At 48.9% G+C, this 16,111-nt stretch carries 13 protein-coding genes; 6 read left to right on the top strand and 7 right to left on the bottom strand.

Translation table 11 applies throughout. From position 1 onward, the window contains the following. The first annotated feature begins 96 nt into the window (after positions 1-96). The 3 genes from V5J77_RS07400 to V5J77_RS07390 are packed head-to-tail and all read left to right on the top strand — an operon-like array spanning position 97 to position 2,979. Positions 97-450, top strand: a complete 354-nt coding sequence (locus tag V5J77_RS07400) for a cupin domain-containing protein (protein WP_338555137.1) — start codon at positions 97-99, stop codon at positions 448-450. Beyond that, positions 447-2,585, top strand: coding sequence for a prolyl oligopeptidase family serine peptidase (locus V5J77_RS07395; RefSeq protein WP_338555136.1), 2,139 nt, complete (start codon positions 447-449; stop codon positions 2,583-2,585). The genes V5J77_RS07400 and V5J77_RS07395 overlap by 4 nt, the downstream gene beginning before the upstream one ends. Positions 2,586-2,634: 49 nt before the next feature. Next, entirely contained in the window at positions 2,635-2,979 is a 345-nt protein-coding gene (locus tag V5J77_RS07390; protein WP_338555135.1) for a DUF4190 domain-containing protein, read from the top strand. 99 nt (positions 2,980-3,078) lie between these two features. On the opposite strand, the gene V5J77_RS07385 is transcribed toward V5J77_RS07390, so the two are convergent. From V5J77_RS07385 to V5J77_RS07370, 4 genes are all read right to left on the bottom strand, one after another. Continuing rightward, a complete protein-coding gene (locus V5J77_RS07385) occupies positions 3,079-4,011 on the bottom strand; it encodes an HNH endonuclease (protein ID WP_338555134.1) in 933 nt (310 codons plus the stop codon). A 3-nt stretch (positions 4,012-4,014) separates the two neighbouring features. Beyond that, positions 4,015-4,971, bottom strand: coding sequence for an HD domain-containing protein (locus V5J77_RS07380; protein ID WP_338555133.1), 957 nt, complete (start codon positions 4,969-4,971; stop codon positions 4,015-4,017). After that, entirely contained in the window at positions 4,968-5,531 is a 564-nt protein-coding gene (locus V5J77_RS07375) for an HD domain-containing protein (RefSeq protein WP_338555132.1), read from the bottom strand. Before V5J77_RS07375 ends, V5J77_RS07380 begins: the two co-directional genes overlap by 4 nt. Before the next feature lie 215 nt (positions 5,532-5,746). Continuing rightward, positions 5,747-6,457: an S-layer homology domain-containing protein gene (locus V5J77_RS07370; RefSeq protein ID WP_338555131.1), complete on the bottom strand. Its 711-nt coding sequence runs from the start codon at positions 6,455-6,457 to the stop codon at positions 5,747-5,749. Positions 6,458-6,925: 468 nt separating this feature from the next. On the opposite strand from V5J77_RS07370, the gene V5J77_RS07365 reads away from it, so the two are divergent. The 3 genes from V5J77_RS07365 to V5J77_RS07355 all read left to right on the top strand — a co-directional run bounded on the left by V5J77_RS07365 (position 6,926) and on the right by V5J77_RS07355 (position 11,832). Further along, the gene (locus V5J77_RS07365) at positions 6,926-9,802 is read left to right on the top strand and encodes a 2-oxoglutarate dehydrogenase E1 component (RefSeq protein ID WP_338555130.1); all 2,877 of its coding nucleotides are present in this window, start codon (positions 6,926-6,928) and stop codon (positions 9,800-9,802) included. Between the two features lie 5 nt (positions 9,803-9,807). Then, positions 9,808-11,052: a 2-oxoglutarate dehydrogenase complex dihydrolipoyllysine-residue succinyltransferase gene (gene odhB, locus V5J77_RS07360; RefSeq protein ID WP_338555129.1), complete on the top strand. Its 1,245-nt coding sequence runs from the start codon at positions 9,808-9,810 to the stop codon at positions 11,050-11,052. A gap of 306 nt (positions 11,053-11,358) precedes the next feature. Beyond that, positions 11,359-11,832, top strand: coding sequence for a C40 family peptidase (locus V5J77_RS07355; RefSeq protein WP_338555128.1), 474 nt, complete (start codon positions 11,359-11,361; stop codon positions 11,830-11,832). Positions 11,833-11,986: 154 nt separating this feature from the next. Here V5J77_RS07355 and V5J77_RS07350 read toward each other — a convergent pair whose 3' ends face one another. The 3 genes from V5J77_RS07350 to V5J77_RS07340 all read right to left on the bottom strand — a co-directional run bounded on the left by V5J77_RS07350 (position 11,987) and on the right by V5J77_RS07340 (position 15,996). Beyond that, the gene (locus tag V5J77_RS07350) at positions 11,987-12,895 is read right to left on the bottom strand and encodes an ArsR family transcriptional regulator (protein ID WP_338555127.1); all 909 of its coding nucleotides are present in this window, start codon (positions 12,893-12,895) and stop codon (positions 11,987-11,989) included. A gap of 110 nt (positions 12,896-13,005) precedes the next feature. After that, positions 13,006-14,514 carry an alpha-N-arabinofuranosidase gene (locus V5J77_RS07345; protein WP_338555126.1) on the bottom strand — a complete coding sequence of 503 codons (1,509 nt, stop codon included), beginning with the start codon at positions 14,512-14,514 and terminating at the stop codon, positions 13,006-13,008. Between the two features lie 216 nt (positions 14,515-14,730). Beyond that, a complete protein-coding gene (locus V5J77_RS07340) occupies positions 14,731-15,996 on the bottom strand; it encodes an ATP-binding protein (protein ID WP_338555125.1) in 1,266 nt (421 codons plus the stop codon). Positions 15,997-16,111 lie beyond the last annotated feature (115 nt).

Raw genomic sequence — 16,111 nt, 5'->3', positions numbered from 1 at the left:
TCTATTTTTTTACAACATTTATATAAAAATCAAGTTTGATCTTACACAGCCTCCAGTGACCACATTGGTGACTCTATTTAAAGGAGTGAGTAGAAATTGACAGCAAAGCTTCAGCAGCATAATTTCACAAAGCTGCATCAAAGCATTACCGAGCAACATCAAAATTTTATAATCGGCCATATTAACGAAAGCTGCTTGCGCCTTGCCGTATTTACTGGCGACTTCCCTTGGCATTCCCACCCTGATTCTGATGAAATGTTTATCGTGCTGGAAGGTGAGCTTATTATTGAGCTTGAGCACCAGGAGGCACTGATCCTCAAGCCAAACGATTTCGTTACGATTCCAGCAGGTGTCATTCATCGCACACGCTCGAAGGTTCGGACGGTCAACCTGTGCTTTGAGCATACAGAAGCCAATACGGTCTATGTTTCCGAGGGAAGTGGAGCATGACCATTCGGACATTAAAGCTTGATGACTTGCCCCATATTGGCGAGCTAAAGGAGGCGATTCTTTCTCCAGACGGCAAGCATGCTGCGCTTATTAGCAGCCATTGGAATTTAGAAGCGGACCGTTTTGAGACGGTGCTGCATCTTTTATTTTGTGGCGGCGCAGAGTTGGAGCGCTTGTGGTCGCTTCCGGTTGCTGGGGCACGCTGTCTGCAAATGTCTCCGAATGGAAGCAAGCTTGCCTTCTTGCGTGCTTCGAGGGATGAGGGCTGCGATGAGCTTGCATTAGTATCTCTGAAGGATGGTTCCTTACTGAACGCTCCTCCGCAGCCATTGGTTAACGCTGCGGAGCTTGTATGGCATACCGATAACAACAGCCTATTCCTCGTATGTGACGAGGAGGAAGAAGCCGGAGAAGCTGCCGAGCAAGAGAAGCCGCTCTACAGCGACTATTGGCATATTGAAAGTATTCCGCAGCGCTGGTCATGGTGGCGCAAGCGGCGGGTGCTTATACAAATATTTCTAAAATCAGACATAGCAAATGCCCCTTCAGCTGCCGTGAAATTAGCCGGGCCTTGCTATGAGCTGCGCCAGCCTAGGCCTTCACCTGATGGCGACAAGTTGTACATCATCGAGGAGCGCTGTACAAATGAGCTGCAGCCGCAGCTTTTTTTGCTGCGGCTGAACGTTGGCACACGTTTAGAACAGATCAAAGAACAGACCAAAGAACAGACCGATGAACCGACCGAGCTTATGCTTCCGAACAGCATGGTAGGAGCGATCGTCCCTTCTCCATCGGGGAGATATCTCGCTTTTGTCGGCTCTCGCACGAAGGTGTTGGAGGCTTCTCCTTATCGGCTTGGAGAGCCGCCTCTTAGCCGATTATCTGAGGAGCCCTACTTAAACCCCGTTAACGCATACGACAGCCGCATTCATATTTTGGATCTGCATACGCTTATGCTTCATCAGCTTGGTTCCGAGGCGCCGCTAAGTGCTAGCATACCGATCGGCATGGCACCGATAGCCCAGGACATTTATTGGAGCAGTGAAGAGGAAATTTATTTTATTGCTACAAGCGGTCACACGACCGTTTTTGCCCGTCAGCGTCTATTTGATGAAGGCTCGCTCGAATGGAGCAGGCTTGGCGTAGGCTCATCGCGCAGCCATAGCTTTGCCTCTGACGGTACCTGCTTTTGCATTCATTCCGAGCAAGGGGCCCCCTTCGTACCAGCTATATACGATCCAAGGACGCAATCGCTGAAGTTATTTTCCCAGAGCATCCCACTTGTTCCGCAGCAAGTAGTCTGGAGCCCGCCTATTGAGCTTGAACATATTTCTGCTAGTGGAGCATGGCTGTATTTGCCGCAGGAGCAAGCAGAGGAGCCCGGATCTATGCCACTAATTGTGTATATTTACGGCGGCTCCACCCCGCTCTGCATGGCTTACGAGGATACGCATCAATTACTCACTGCCCAGGGCTATGCCGTGCTCGTCATGAACGCTTCCGGAAGCGCCGGATATGGCAAAGAACGGGCTGATCTCCATAGAGGAGATTGGGGCAAAATAGCTGTACCGGAGACGATTGAGACGGTGAAGCTCACTCTTGAAGCATATCCCTTCCTCGACCATGCGAGAGTGGCGCTATATGGTGGCAGCTACGGCGGTTTTTTGACAATGAAGTGCCTGACAGAGACGAGCATCTTTAAAGCTGCCTGCTCGATTTCAGGTATAAGCAACATTGCCAGCTATTGGGGAGCAAGCCATTTCGGCTATCAATATGGGCTTAGCGCCTTGCCTGATCTATTCCCTTGGAGTAACCCGGACTTCTTCACTGCTGCCTCTCCCCTATTTCATGCTGATAAAATCAATACGCCCTTGCTGCTGCTTCATGGGGAAATAGATGGTGTTGTACCCTTGGTAGAATCAGAGCAAATGTTTACCGCCTTAAAGGTTCTAAAGAAGGAAGTCTCGCTCATCACTTTTCATGAAGAGGATCACGGGCTTCGCGGTCGTCCACGCGTCAAGCTCATGCAGCGGCGACTGCTGCTGGCCTGGTTTGACAAGCATTTGCGGCAAAAAAATGAGGCTTGGGCAGCTTACACCGCTGGAGAGGTAGATCAGGCGATTCAAATGAGCTAAAATAGACTTAGCCTGACTACATCTATTTCCAGCTTAGGAGGAACTATCCTTGAACAACTACCATCAAGCTCCCTTTCAACCACCATACCAGCCGCCAGTAAAGAAAACAAATGGTGCATCTATCGCTGCATTAGTGTGCGGAATTGTGGCATTCATCCCCTTTTTTGGAGGTTTGGTCGCCATTGCTGCTGTTATTTTGGGCATCATTTCCTTAAAGCAAATTTCTTATACAAAGGATCAAGGCAAAGGAATGGCTATTGCTGGACTTATTTGCGGATCGGTTAGCATCCTATTAAATCTGATGCTGCTTTTTTTAATTCTCATTGGATATTTAAGCTATCAGGAGGGATATTCTAACTACGAAATGCAAAATTACTATAATGCCTCTATATAAGTTCGGCTTAACGACAAAGAAGCCGCCCCTTATCCGAATGCAGGCAGCTTGCTGCTCTGTTAATCGGCTTAGAGGCGGCTTTCCTATTTCCCCATATATCTAGCTTTCCCGCATAAAATCCTCAAGGCTTTTGTCCGCCTTCGACTGATTGCACATATGGCAAGCGCAGACGCAATTGTCCGGCGTCGTATGACCACCCTTGGCACGCGGAAGCATGTGGTCGATCGTATCCCCATACTGCTTGCAGAAGAAGCAAGTATAATTATCCCGCGTTAAAATATATTTACGAAAATCCTTATTGCTGAATAACCTGCGAATCGTCCGGCGATTCACGACAACGGCGGCATGCTCGTTGACGAGAATAACGGCAAGCTCCAGTTCGATTTCCTGATACCACTGCCTGCCCTTGTCGGTCTTGCCTCTCATCCATACCGTGCCTTGACCGGAAGGACGCAAATAGGAAGGATCAGTCGGCGAATGATTAGACGGCTTCGGCAATGGGCGCTGCTTCGGCGAGCGGGCAGCGGTCTTCGCCCGCGGCGCCTTCTTCTCCGGCTTACGCATGACCCCCGGCCTGCTCGCCGCGCAGGACTCCTGCGCCACTGCCACCGCCGCCGAATCCGTTACGAGCGGCAGCGGCTGGACGCCTGCCCTCGGGGCCGCTGCGCCGGCTTTCGCCGCTTCCCTGCCGCCCGTCTCCTTCGCCGCTTGCTCCGCAGCGGCAGCTACAGCCGCTGCGGCCTTCGCCCGCCTTCTTCGCCCGCCGCGTTTCCTGCGGGACTTCTTCTGCACGCCAGCAGACGCCGCTTCCAGCCTAGACTCGTCTGCGGCGCCTGCTTGTACAACTGGCGCCTCCACAACAGCTACTAACGCGGCCTGCGAGCTCGCCCGTTCTTTCCTGCAGGAGCGGCAGGCGCCGCGCCGCGAGTCAGGACCCGAGCGCCGGCCTGTACGGCGCAAAAAATCGCCAAGCGGCTTATCTTCGTTACAGTACGCGCACTGCTTGATCGGCGTTTTTGTAATCTCCTCCATAATTTACAGCTTCATTCGGTAGATAGGTTTATTTTCTAGCCCGCGAATAAATGGGGTCCATGGCTCCGTGTCTGGCGTCGTATCCAGAGCATCCTCGACCATTTGCAGCTTGGCATCCATAGCATCAATATGATGTAAGGCAACCGCCTCCGCTGTTTGAGGCTGAACCGGACTGCCCCATTCCCCCAGATTGTGATGGGAAAGCACCAAATGCTGCAAGCCGAGCACCTTTTCTGAATCCAAATCAATATCGCAGCGAATAGCTGCTTCTGTAATCCAGTTAGACGCAAGCGAAATATGTCCCATCAGCTTGCCAGACAGGCTGTATTCGGAAACGATGCCGAGCTGGGCAACCATCTCCTCAGGCTTGGCAATATCATGCAGCAAAATGCCAGCCTTGATCAAATCGGCATTCAGGAATGGACGCTGCTTGCAAATAAAAGCGCCAATTTCCAGCATCCGCACAATATGATAAGCAAGCCCGGCAAAATACGCATGATGATGCGTTTTCGCAGCCGGATAATGCATCAGTCTGTCCTCGACCTTATCCACGCAATACGTGACGATGGTCCGAATTTCCTGATCGACAATGCTGGCGGTTACCTGCTTTATCGTATGCACGAGGTCAACGGGACGAACCGGTGCCGAGCGGATGAAATCCGTCAGCGCTACCCCGTCCTCTTCTGTAGCCTTTCGCATGCGCGAAATTTTGATTTGCAGCTTCTCCCGGTAAGTGTGGGCGTTGCCTTGAATTTTCACCAATCCCATTGGAAAAAAGGTTTCCTTATCCGCACTTGATACATCCCAATATTTAGCGGATAGCTGGCCGCTGGCATCGCATAATACGATGTCAAAATAATCCTTCGGCGTTGCCCCGTTTGTCTGCTTCACTTCCAGCTCTCTGAGTAAATAAAATCCGGTAAAATCGTCTCCGCTCACCAGTTGGTTAATCAATGTCATAATGACCTGTCCCCGCTTTCCCTTTGACCAAACATCGCCTCAATTTTTTGATTTAAAACTTCCAGCAGCGGAAAGCTGCCTTCATGGCCGAGGCTGTCTGCCACCGCCTTGTAATACCACTCCTGCTGCCCTCTGCCACGGTTGAAGCGTTCCCATACCTTCTCGCCCTCCCGCTCATAGGCAGCAAGCGTCGAGCCCATATTATGAAGCTTATCCGCGCAGGCTACCGTCTTAATATCGAGCGGTGCCTTTTTCAAATAATCTAGTTTATATTGCTTGCGCTCTTCCCAAGACAAGGATTTGTCGGGCTCCGTACAGCCAACGACAATACGCGTCACTTCCGGGCCAAAACGCTCCAGCAGCGCTTCCTCCGTCGCTTCCGTATCCTCGAGCGTATCATGCAAAATGCCCGCAGCAACCCACTCCGCCTGGCAACCCGCCTCCATTAATATCATACCCACACCGAACGGATGTGAAATATAAGGAATATTTGACCCTTTGCGCAATTGATTCCCATGCAGCACCGCTGCATAATCAATCGCTTTTTGAATCAGGCTCATGAATGTACCCCTCCAAATTCGAGATCGTTATTCAGATAAGCTCCCTACAACTTTAGTCTAGCATCTTCCTGTATATGCAAACAAGCACGCGTTTAGGCCTGAACGGAAAAATTCATCAATAATATAGCGTTTTCATGACATAAACACAGCAAAAAAACCTCCAGCCCACTTCTTACAGCGGACTAGAGGCTCATTATGCAGCTTGTAAACGCTTCTTACTGTGCAGGCTTTACTCCCTGCTCTTCAAGAGACTGATCACCCGTCTCGCCTTCGAGCTGCTCGTTGTGCGCCTTAATGAATTGATGCGCATTGAACAGCATAACTGTGGATTCAGCACGGTTTAAAATTTGCTGCGGATGGAATTCGCCCTTCTCATCCAAGGAGGTGAGCTTGTACAGCAGGGCGCGTTGGATGGTGCCCTGATATTCAGTCGCAATGTCGCTCTCGTCCGAAATGACGACGTACATTTTAATCAACGGATATTGGCCGGTCTTTTCCAGCGCCTGTACGAGGTAATGCGTGAACTGCTCGCGCGTCATTGGCGCATTCGGATCAATATTAGCCGGGATGTCGAGCTCGTTGTAGTGCGCAATGATGAAGCTGTCCGCGTACCATGCATTATTTTTCACATGCTCAAAAATACCCTCTGCTTCTGGAGCTTTATTAAATGAAATGGCGGCAAGGCTAATTTGCGTTGTCTTTACAATAAGCGAAATACCTTGTGCATTTGTTAAGTTTTCTTCCGGCTGGAACAGCGATTGCGATACGCCATTTACAATGCCGAGTCCTTGCAGCGATTCAATTTGTGCCTTTTGCGGGGAGGATGCGATATCCTTAAATGAACTTGCTGCTAAAGCCTGACCTGTTAGCGCTACCGATAAAGCCACGGCAGCAGAAATAGATGCTGTTGCGATACGTTTCTTCATTAGAATCAATCTCCTTTAGTTGTTGAACGCGTTCTAAACCTATAAACGATGCCTGTTTTAAAAAGGTTGCAGCCTCCATTCGCCGCTTTAGGAGGTTATCCCCTTAGCTCAGAATTTGTATTCCACACCAACATGCCCTTTCTGAGCTAAGGGGATAAGCTGCAAAAGAGAAAATAAACGCTGCCCAAGCAGATGGACAATTGAAACTTTAGGCCGTTTGCTTCGTATAATTTGAAAGGGCATACATTTTTTGCTCAAAGCCCTTAACATTCTGTTTTGAATAACCGATAAATGGGAGAGACTGAGAAGATGGACTGGCGGCATTCCGATTGATCTATTTTCAAGATAGTTATGATACATAATCGTTATTTAAGTTTCCATGTCGTTCTGTACTATAATGAAGTCATATGCTAGTTCTGATTCCGTCCATAAACTTACAAAATTCAAAGACGGAGGTATCTGTCGAAAATGTCGATTGGCAATGAAACTAACCAAAACCCGTGGGAAGGCTATTATGGTCCCAACTATGGGTACATCCAAGAACAATATGAGCTTTTTAAACAAAACCCTGAAACTGTAACATCTGAATACCGCGATTTGTTTGCTCGCTTTGGCGAGCCGCCTGCTTACACAGCAGGCCAAACTGCCGCTGCACCACAAACGGTAGGAGCTGCTTCGATTGATGCGAAAACGCTTCAAAATTTGGTCGCTGCCGGCAAGCTCGTATGGAACATTCGCGCATTCGGCCATTTGGCGGCTGATATTGATCCACTCGATATCGGACCTAAGTCGAATACGAAGATGCTGAGCCCTGAAACGTATGGCATCACAAAGACGGATCTGCTGGCTTTGCCTGCTGAGCTCGTATGGACGAATGCCCCTTCCGATGTTGCTAATGCATGGGAGGCTATCCAGAAGCTGCTGAAAGCTTACACAGGTACGCTTGCTTTCGAATTCAGTCACGTCCATGATGAAGCGGAGCGTGCTTGGCTCAAGAAGCGCGTTGAACGCCAGCTGCCTTCTGCTTCTCTCAACAAGGAAGAACGTAAGAAGCTGCTCGTCAAGCTATTCGAAGCAGAGCAATTTGAAGATTTTCTACAGCGCACCTTTGTCGGTCAAAAACGTTTTTCCGTTGAAGGCAACGACGTGCTTGTAGCTCTTGTTGATGAATTGGTTCACGAGCTGTCGAATGACGGAGTGAGCCAAATTGCGATGGGGATGGCACACCGTGGACGCCTTAATATTTTGGCCCATGTGCTGGGCAAGCCTTATACCAAAATTTTCTCCGAGTTCTACAACTCGCCTAACAAGAAGCTTATCCCGTCCGAGGGCTCCATCGGCATCAATTATGGCTGGACTGGTGATGTTAAATACCACTTGGGCGCCAATCGTTCGTTCAAGACAGGCGAAACGGTCGAAACCCGCATTACGCTTGCGAACAACCCGAGCCATCTTGAATTCGTCAACCCAGTTGTCGGCGGCTTCGCTCGTGCAGCGCAGGATGATCGCAGCAAGCCTGGCTATCCGGTAACCAACCTGGATTCAGCTGCCTCCATCATTATGCACGGTGATGCAGCGTTCCCTGGTGAGGGCATTGTAGCGGAAACATTGAATATCGCTCAGCTCAAGGGCTATACAAGCGGTGGTACGCTTCATGTTATCGTCAACAACCGCATTGGCTTTACAACGGAAAGTCATGATTCTCGTTCGACTCAATACGCAAGCGATGTAGCCAAGGGCTATGAAATTCCAATCGTGCACGTAAACGCTGATGATCCGGAAGCTTGTATTTTTGCAGCGCGGATGGCCAGTGAATATCGTACTCTTTTCAAGAAGGATTTCTTGATCGACTTAATTGGCTACCGTAAATATGGACACAATGAGACGGATGATCCGGAGACGACTCAACCTCTTATCTATAAAAAAGTACGGGCGCATGCAACGGTTAGCACGATCTACTCCGATAGATTGATTGCTGCTGGCGTTATTACGGAGGCTGAAGTAGCGGAGCTCAAGCAAGGCGTCGTAGACCGCCTGAAATCAGCTTATGATGAAGTGAAGGCCCGTGATGGCCAAGAGCCTGTTCATCAGACACAAGGACTGCAAGGAGAAAAGGATAACGCAACTTCCGTTTCCCCTGTATCCATTGAAACGCTGCAATCCATTAATGCTGAGCTGCTTCGTTTCCCTGACAGCTTCACTGTATATCCGAAGCTGCAGAAAATTTTGGAGCGCCGCACGAATGCATTGAACGAAGGCGAGAAGCTTGATTGGGGCCATGCGGAAACGCTTGCCTTCGCAACGATTCTTGCTGACGGCAAACCGATTCGACTTAGCGGCCAAGATGTCGAGCGCGCAACATTTGCTCACCGTAACCTCGTGCTGCATGATGCGGTAACAGGCGATACCTTCTGCCCGCTTCACGAGTTGCCGCATGCGAAAGCATCGTTCGCCATTCATAACAGCCCGCTTTCCGAAGCTGCTGTTCTAGGCTTTGAATATGGCTACAACGTACACGCGCCGGAAACGATGGTTATCTGGGAAGCGCAATACGGTGATTTCACCAACGTCGCTCAAGTGCTTATTGACCAGTTCATTTCCGCCGGCCGTTCGAAATGGTCGCAAAAGTCCAGCATCGTCATGCTGCTTCCGCATGGATATGAAGGCCAAGGACCTGAGCATTCCAGTGCACGTCTAGAGCGTTTCCTCCAGCTGTCAGGCGAGGAAAACTGGACGGTTGCCAACTTGACGAGCGCTGCGCAGTATTATCATATTTTGCGCCGCCAAGCTTCCATTACGGAAAGCGAAGCCGCACGTCCATTAATTATTATGGCTCCTAAGAGCTTGATTCGTAACCCGCGCGTCGCTTCCAGCGCTTCCGAGCTTAGCAATGGCTCGTTCAAGCTGGTCGTTGAGCAGCCGAACCTCGGCAGCAAGCCAGAGCGCGTAGAGCGCCTGATTTTGTGCACAGGTAAAATCGCAATCGACCTTGAAGATGCCATTGAGAAGGAACAAGAGAAGGATCTTGATTGGCTGCACATTATTCGTGTCGAGCAGCTTTATCCGTTCCCTGAGAAGGAAATTGCTGAAATTATCGCCCGTTTCCCTCAATTGAAGGAAATTGTGTGGGTGCAGGAAGAACCGAAAAACATGGGCTCATGGCATTATGCCGATCCGCGCATCCGTGCGCTAGCCCCTGCTGGTACAAGCGTAAGCTACATTGGACGCCCAGAGCGTTCCAGTACAGCGAGCGGCTTCCAGCAAGTACATGCTTTTGAGCAGCAGCATATTATTTTGCAAACATTGAAACATAGTCCGTCATTGACATACAACTCAGGGAGGTAGCTACTGTGCAACAAATTATAGTACCCGCAATGGGAGAATCAATTACAGAAGGCACGATTTCCAAGTGGATTGTTAAGGTTGGCGATTCGGTTAAGCAAGGCGATGTGCTTCTGGAGCTTGAAACAGATAAAGTCAATATCGAGATTAGCGCCGAGCAGGATGGCACGATTCAAGAGATTACACGCAACGAAGGCGATACCGTTCAAATCGGCGAAGCTATCGGCTCCATTGCGGCAGGTGGAGCGGCTCCATCCGCTCCTGCTGCTGAGCCGGCGAAGGCTGCGCCAGCTGTTGAAGCAGCAGCCCCTGCGCCTATCGCGCCTCCAGTAGCAGATGCAGACAGCAAAGGCGGTCAAGTTGCCGCTTCCCCTGCTGCAAGAAAGCTTGCAAGGGAAAAAGGCATTGACCTGACGCAGGTTCAATCCCGCGATCCGCTTAGCCGCGTTAGCTCCGATGATGTGCGCTCGCATGGCACACAGCCGGCAGCGTCGCAAGCACCGGCTGCTCCTGCCGCTAAAGCGCCAGCTGCACCTAAATTCCAATCGGCCAAGCCTTACGAGCGCAAAAAAATGTCGCGTCGCCGCGCAACGATTGCAAATCGTCTAGTTGAAGCTCAAAGAACCGCAGCCATGCTGACAACGTTCAACGAAGTCGATATGACCGCTATTATGGATATCCGTAAACGCCGGAAACAATCGTTCCTTGACAAGCATGAGGTTGGTCTTGGCTTTATGTCCTTCTTCACCAAAGCTGTCGTTGGCGCTCTGAAGGAGTTCCCGCTGCTAAACGCTGAAATTGAGGGCGAGGATATTATTGTAAAGCAGTTCTACGATATCGGTATTGCCGTATCGGCTAAGGAAGGTCTTGTGGTTCCGGTTGTTCGTGACGCGGACCGCCTGAGCTTCGCTGAAATCGAGCGTTCAATCGTTGACCTTGCTGGCAAAGCTCGTACGAACTCGCTCGGATTGTCTGATCTGCAAGGCGGTACATTCACCATTACAAATGGTGGTACGTTCGGCTCGCTGCTGTCCACGCCAATCATCAACGCACCACAGGTTGGTATTCTGGGCATGCACAAAATTCAGCTTCGCCCAGTAGCTATCGACGCTGAGCGCTCTGAGAACCGTCCAATGATGTACATCGCCCTTTCCTACGATCACCGCATCGTAGATGGCGCTGAAGCGGTACGCTTCCTCGTTAAAGTGAAAGAAATGCTTGAAGATCCAGAAACGCTTCTGCTTGAAGGTTAATAAGCATAAGTGGTGAACGAATAGATTTTGACCAGTATAACCCCTATGGCCTTAATGGTCATGGGGGTTATTTTTTACTTACAAAAAATAACTAATGAATGCGTAATCATTCATTATTCTTCTCATTTAAGTCTGAATTAGAATGAGAAGTTTCTCATCTATTTTTAACAATTGGTATCAAAGCACTATTAAATCTAGTTTTATGGTCTCAGAGGAAATTACTCTCAATTTTATTTGTGGTATTGTATAGCTAAGAACATATAAATAGACAAGCTATCAACCCAAAGAAGAGAGGGCATTCGCATCATGAAAAAACTTCGTTTTGGTAAACTGGCTGCATCCCTTGCACTTACCGCATCCCTTACTTTATCTGCTGTTCCTTTCACCCAAGCACCGGCAGCTTATGCGGCATCCGCCTCCACCCAAGCCAAGATCGTTTCTGTGGCAAAAGGCTATATGGGAACACCTTATCAATTCAGCGCTCCCACTAGTTCAACTCGCGTTTTTGACTGCTCCTCCTTCACTAAAAAAGTTTTTGCAAGCGTTGGTGTTTCTTTGCCGAGAAGCTCGCAGGACCAATCGAAGGTCGGCTCGTTCGTATCTCGAAGCAATTTAAAAGTTGGCGATCTCGTTTTCTTCTATTCCCCTATTCATCACGTCGGCATTTATATCGGCAATAATCAAATTATTCATACATACGGCGCTCCTGGAGTGACCGTTACGAGTTTAAGCTCCAGCTGGTGGAGCAATAATTACGCAACGGCACGTCGGGTGCTTTAGCACAAATTAGCTTGCACTCACACAAACGTCTACCAAGCGTAAACGGCTTTGCCGCCCCCGCGGCAAAATAACCGTTTCGCGAGGAAATAAAAGCCGTATCACAATCGTCAGAGTCTCCCCCAATCTGACTGCGATACGGCTTTTATTCATGTGCTTATTCCTCGTAATAAACCCTGAACATAATGTCCTGACTGTAATTACCGAAGCCTTTGCCGTACAGCGTAAGGCCACCTACATGTGCAGCATCCTTATCTACCGCAATGCGCAGCGTCCAGTGATTGCGATCCATTGTAATCTGCTGCACGCTAGCGTCGCTTACCTGCTGGCCATCCACAAAGGTGCCATCCTCCTGAACGCGGATGACTTTGAGCAAGCCGTATTGATTCAGGTTGCTATGCCACCAGGAAGGTGAATATTTGCCGCGTGTGCCCCCGTAATCGCCAGGGCTTGTCCACTTGCCGATGGTCGTGCCATTTAGGCTGAAGCTAATATCAGACAGCCAATTCGGATTGTAGCCCGGTGCCTCAGAGCCCAGCTCCAGCACAAGCTCAAATGCGCTAGGCCGCTGCCCTGGCAGCAAATAATTAGGAATTTTATATTCGACGTATCCCCGGCCAAACCATAAAATGCCCGCATTCATCCGCTCCGGCTCTAGAAAAAAGCGCGGGTCATCGAATTGTCCAATAACCTTCTCCACCGTCGCGATGCCGCAGGTCGGATGCACTTCATATTCGGTGTAATGTCCAATCGGCACCGTGCTTTCGTGCATTTTTTTCACTTCACGTGTGTGATGGGGCAGCTCGATTTCAATGTGCTGCTTGGCAAGCGTACATATTTTATGCGTGCCTCCCTGCTTGCGTACCATCTTCGTCTCGATGAGATTCGCCTTCTCCAGCTTGCGGATATGCATCGTCACAATCGCGCTGCTAAGCCCCAGCGCCTCTGCAAGCTCTTTGACATTCATCGGACTTACTGCCAGCAAATCTATAATATGAAGCCGCACCTGACTCGACAGCGCCTCATAAAGCGGCAGCCAAGCTATATCTGTATTGGCTTTAATCATTTTGTTTCCCCCCTCCTCTCCCTATCATCGCATAAAATGAAACGAGAGGGAACAACCGCAAGCTTAGCCCTCTCACCTCAGCTACGCTTGCGATTGTTCCCCATTTGAATTTACAGCTTAATTCGAATGACATTCCATGATGCTTTATTCAGCACAGCTTGAAATTGTCCTTTATCCGTCAATGCGGCGCTGCCATTCGTGTGCGGCGTGACGCGGTTAGGCGCATCTGCTGTATTGGAAGCTAACAAATCCTCATTTTCCAAAACAATATGCTCCAAAATTCGTCCTTGACCGAAGCTCCGCAGGTCGATATCGAATGCAATGCTTTCTTCCAGATGACGATTCACGGCAAACACAGTAACCTCTTGCTTCTCTTCATTATGCACAGCTACCGCTTCAATATAAGGCACATCTGTAAATTCTTTCGTGTCATGCTTAGGCGAGCTCATGAGCGGTACAAGCACCTCGCCTCTTCCGAACAGGCTTGCGTGCATATACGGGTAATAGATCGTCTGTTTCCAGGCTCCTCCGCCATTTGTCGTCATAATTGGAGCGATGACGTTGACGAGTTGCGCGATACATGCCATCTTCACACGATCGGCTCGCTTGAGCAGGCTAATCAGCATACAGCCAACGACCAGCGCATCCTCATGCGTATAAATATCTTCCAGCTGCGGAGGGGCAATTTGCCACGGGTCAATTTTTTTATCCGTTTCATTTGAATGGAACCATACATTCCACTCATCGAAGGAAAGATTGATTTTCTTCTTGCTGCGTTTCTTCGCCTGCACAAAGTCGGCTGTAGAAATGACCGTATGAATGAAGGAGTCCATTCCCACAGATTGTGCCAGGAAATTTGCTGTATCCTTATCGCGGTTTCCGTAATACTGATGCAGGGAAATATAATCTACCTCATCATAAGCTAAATCCAGCACCGTAGCTTCCCAATCCGGGAAGGTCGGCATGGCGATTCCTGAGCTGCCGCAAGCGACAAGCTCAATCGTGGGATCGACCCAGCGCATAACCTTTGCAGTCTCGCTGGCGATACGTCCATACTCGACGGCTGTTTTAGCGCCTATTTGCCAAGGGCCATCCATCTCATTGCCCAGGCACCAGGTTTTGATATTGTGCGGGTCCTTATAGCCGTGCTGAATACGCAAATCACTCCAATACGATCCTGACGGATGATTGGAATATTCAAGGAGGTTACGTGCTTCATCTGGGCCCCTCGTTCCTAAATTCACAGCCATCATCGCGTCTGTATTTGCTTTGCGGCACCAGTCCATAAATTCATTAAAGCCAATCCAGTTCGGCTCAATCGTGCGCCAAGCAAGCTCCAGACGTCTTGGCCGCTGATCTAGCGGGCCTACGCCATCCTCCCAGTTATACCCGGAAACGAAGTTTCCTCCGGGATATCGTACAATCGGCACATCCAGCCCTCTTACAAGCTCCAGCACATCGGAGCGAAACCCCTGTTCATCCGCCTGCGGATGGTCTTTTTCATAAATACCGCCATATACCGCTCGGCCCAAATGCTCGATAAACGAGCCATAAATTCTTTTATCGACTTCACCTACTACAAAATCCTTATCAACGATCAGCTTTGCTTGTTTTGACATTAGCTCACCTCATAAGATTAATATTTTTGTTAATCAGATAATAAATTTACAATCCATATAATCATTAAACACTATGCAGCAGCAGAACGCAAGCACGAATTAATAACGCTTTCAATCGTTTTCTCCAAATAAAAAAGACGGTTGAGGAGCTGCTTCGGCACTCTCCATCAACCATCTTTTTCCACAATGCGCTTTCTGACCTGCACACTCGATTCGCTATTCAGGAGCAGCAGAAGCTCGTTCCAGCTGAAGCTCGCATATCGTTCCTTGATTCATTTTACTGTGAAAAAATATATTGCCGTTCATCTCCTTGACCATATTCATGACAACCATCAGTCCGAGCCCCGTTCCCCGCTCCTTTGTCGTATAATAAGGCAAGCCTAACCTCTTAACTTGTGCTCGACTCATTCCGCAGCCCGTATCGCGAACCAGAATTTGAATGTGATTGCGCACCAGCTCGGTCTGCACCGTCAGCTTGCCTCCTTCAGGCATAGCCTCAATGCCGTTTTTCATAATGTTGAGCATACATTGCTGAAATTTCTTGACCTCTCCGTTAATAATGAGCGGCTCCTTTGATAAATGATAAACCTCGACCGTAATGTTCGACATCACAGAATAAGGCTTTAGCCAAGGAATGACTCCGTCAATTTCATCCTTCACATTCAGTCGGCGACGCTCTTCTTCACAAGGCTTCGAAAAATTCAAATAATCGGTAATAATCGCATTTGCATGATCAATACCTTCAAAGGCATAGGTGCGGTAGCGCTCAAATGTCTCGCGATCCAACTGCTGTCTCCCCATCATTTGAAGAAAGCCTCGCGTCGTTGTAAGCGGGTTGCGGATTTCATGCGAAATGGAGGCAGCGAGCTGGCCAACGATTTGATTTTTTTCGGAAATAACGAGCATCTGCTCGTACCACTCCCGGTTTTTCACATTAAAATAAATAAAGCTAATCAGCAACGACGAAAACGCCGCTCCAACAGCGATAACAATGAGCTGCACCGTATTAAAATCATGTCCAAGCGCCAAGGAAACACCAATAAAGGCCAGCATATGTAACGAGACGAGGAACAGATTGACAAGGCTAAGCTTTTGCTGGGTATTTGGCTTTATCTTAAAGTGGAATACCCCTCCTATCAGCAGCATCAGACCAATCGCTGTCCCTGTTGGCAGCCAGTGATTGCCATACAGCAAGGCACCTCCAAAAAAAAGCACCATTCCTGTAATCACGCCTGGAAGCAGTCCTTTATAAAGCACAGCAAGAGCCAGAGAGACTGAGGTCAGATGCAGAGCATACACGAGGGGATCAATATCCTCCAGGCTCAGAAATACCGTTGTAAATACGACGAGCAGCCCCACAAACAACAGCCTGCGTTTCATCGTAGAGCCCAGCGATCTTGGAGTAAAAACAATAAACATGAGTGCAGCCGCCATAATATACAACAGCCCGTGAATGATTGATTCTAAAGTAAGATGAAGCACAATTTTATCCTCATACTCTCTCTCATTTAATAACTTCTTACAAAAATTGTATTTAAAATTTCGATAAGATCATAATTTTATATTACTATACATACCCTTTCATTGCCAATGACCG

This window comes from Paenibacillus sp. KS-LC4 (assembly GCF_036894955.1).
GTDB lineage: Bacteria > Bacillota > Bacilli > Paenibacillales > Paenibacillaceae > Pristimantibacillus.
This window is presented reverse-complemented; position numbering and strand designations above follow the sequence as displayed.

What these genes read in the sequence shown, in the direction of transcription:
- V5J77_RS07375 (WP_338555132.1), bottom strand. Translation starts at nt 5,531, where the DNA reads ATGAGCCTGATTCAAAAAGCGATTGATTATGCAGCGGTGCTGCATGGG.
- V5J77_RS07365 (WP_338555130.1), top strand. Translation starts at nt 6,926, where the DNA reads ATGTCGATTGGCAATGAAACTAACCAAAACCCGTGGGAAGGCTATTAT.
- V5J77_RS07350 (WP_338555127.1), bottom strand. Translation starts at nt 12,895, where the DNA reads ATGATTAAAGCCAATACAGATATAGCTTGGCTGCCGCTTTATGAGGCG.
- V5J77_RS07355 (WP_338555128.1), top strand. Translation starts at nt 11,359, where the DNA reads ATGAAAAAACTTCGTTTTGGTAAACTGGCTGCATCCCTTGCACTTACC.
- V5J77_RS07385 (WP_338555134.1), bottom strand. Translation starts at nt 4,011, where the DNA reads ATGGAGGAGATTACAAAAACGCCGATCAAGCAGTGCGCGTACTGTAAC.
- V5J77_RS07395 (WP_338555136.1), top strand. Translation starts at nt 447, where the DNA reads ATGACCATTCGGACATTAAAGCTTGATGACTTGCCCCATATTGGCGAG.
- V5J77_RS07370 (WP_338555131.1), bottom strand. Translation starts at nt 6,457, where the DNA reads ATGAAGAAACGTATCGCAACAGCATCTATTTCTGCTGCCGTGGCTTTA.
- V5J77_RS07380 (WP_338555133.1), bottom strand. Translation starts at nt 4,971, where the DNA reads ATGACATTGATTAACCAACTGGTGAGCGGAGACGATTTTACCGGATTT.
- V5J77_RS07345 (WP_338555126.1), bottom strand. Translation starts at nt 14,514, where the DNA reads ATGTCAAAACAAGCAAAGCTGATCGTTGATAAGGATTTTGTAGTAGGT.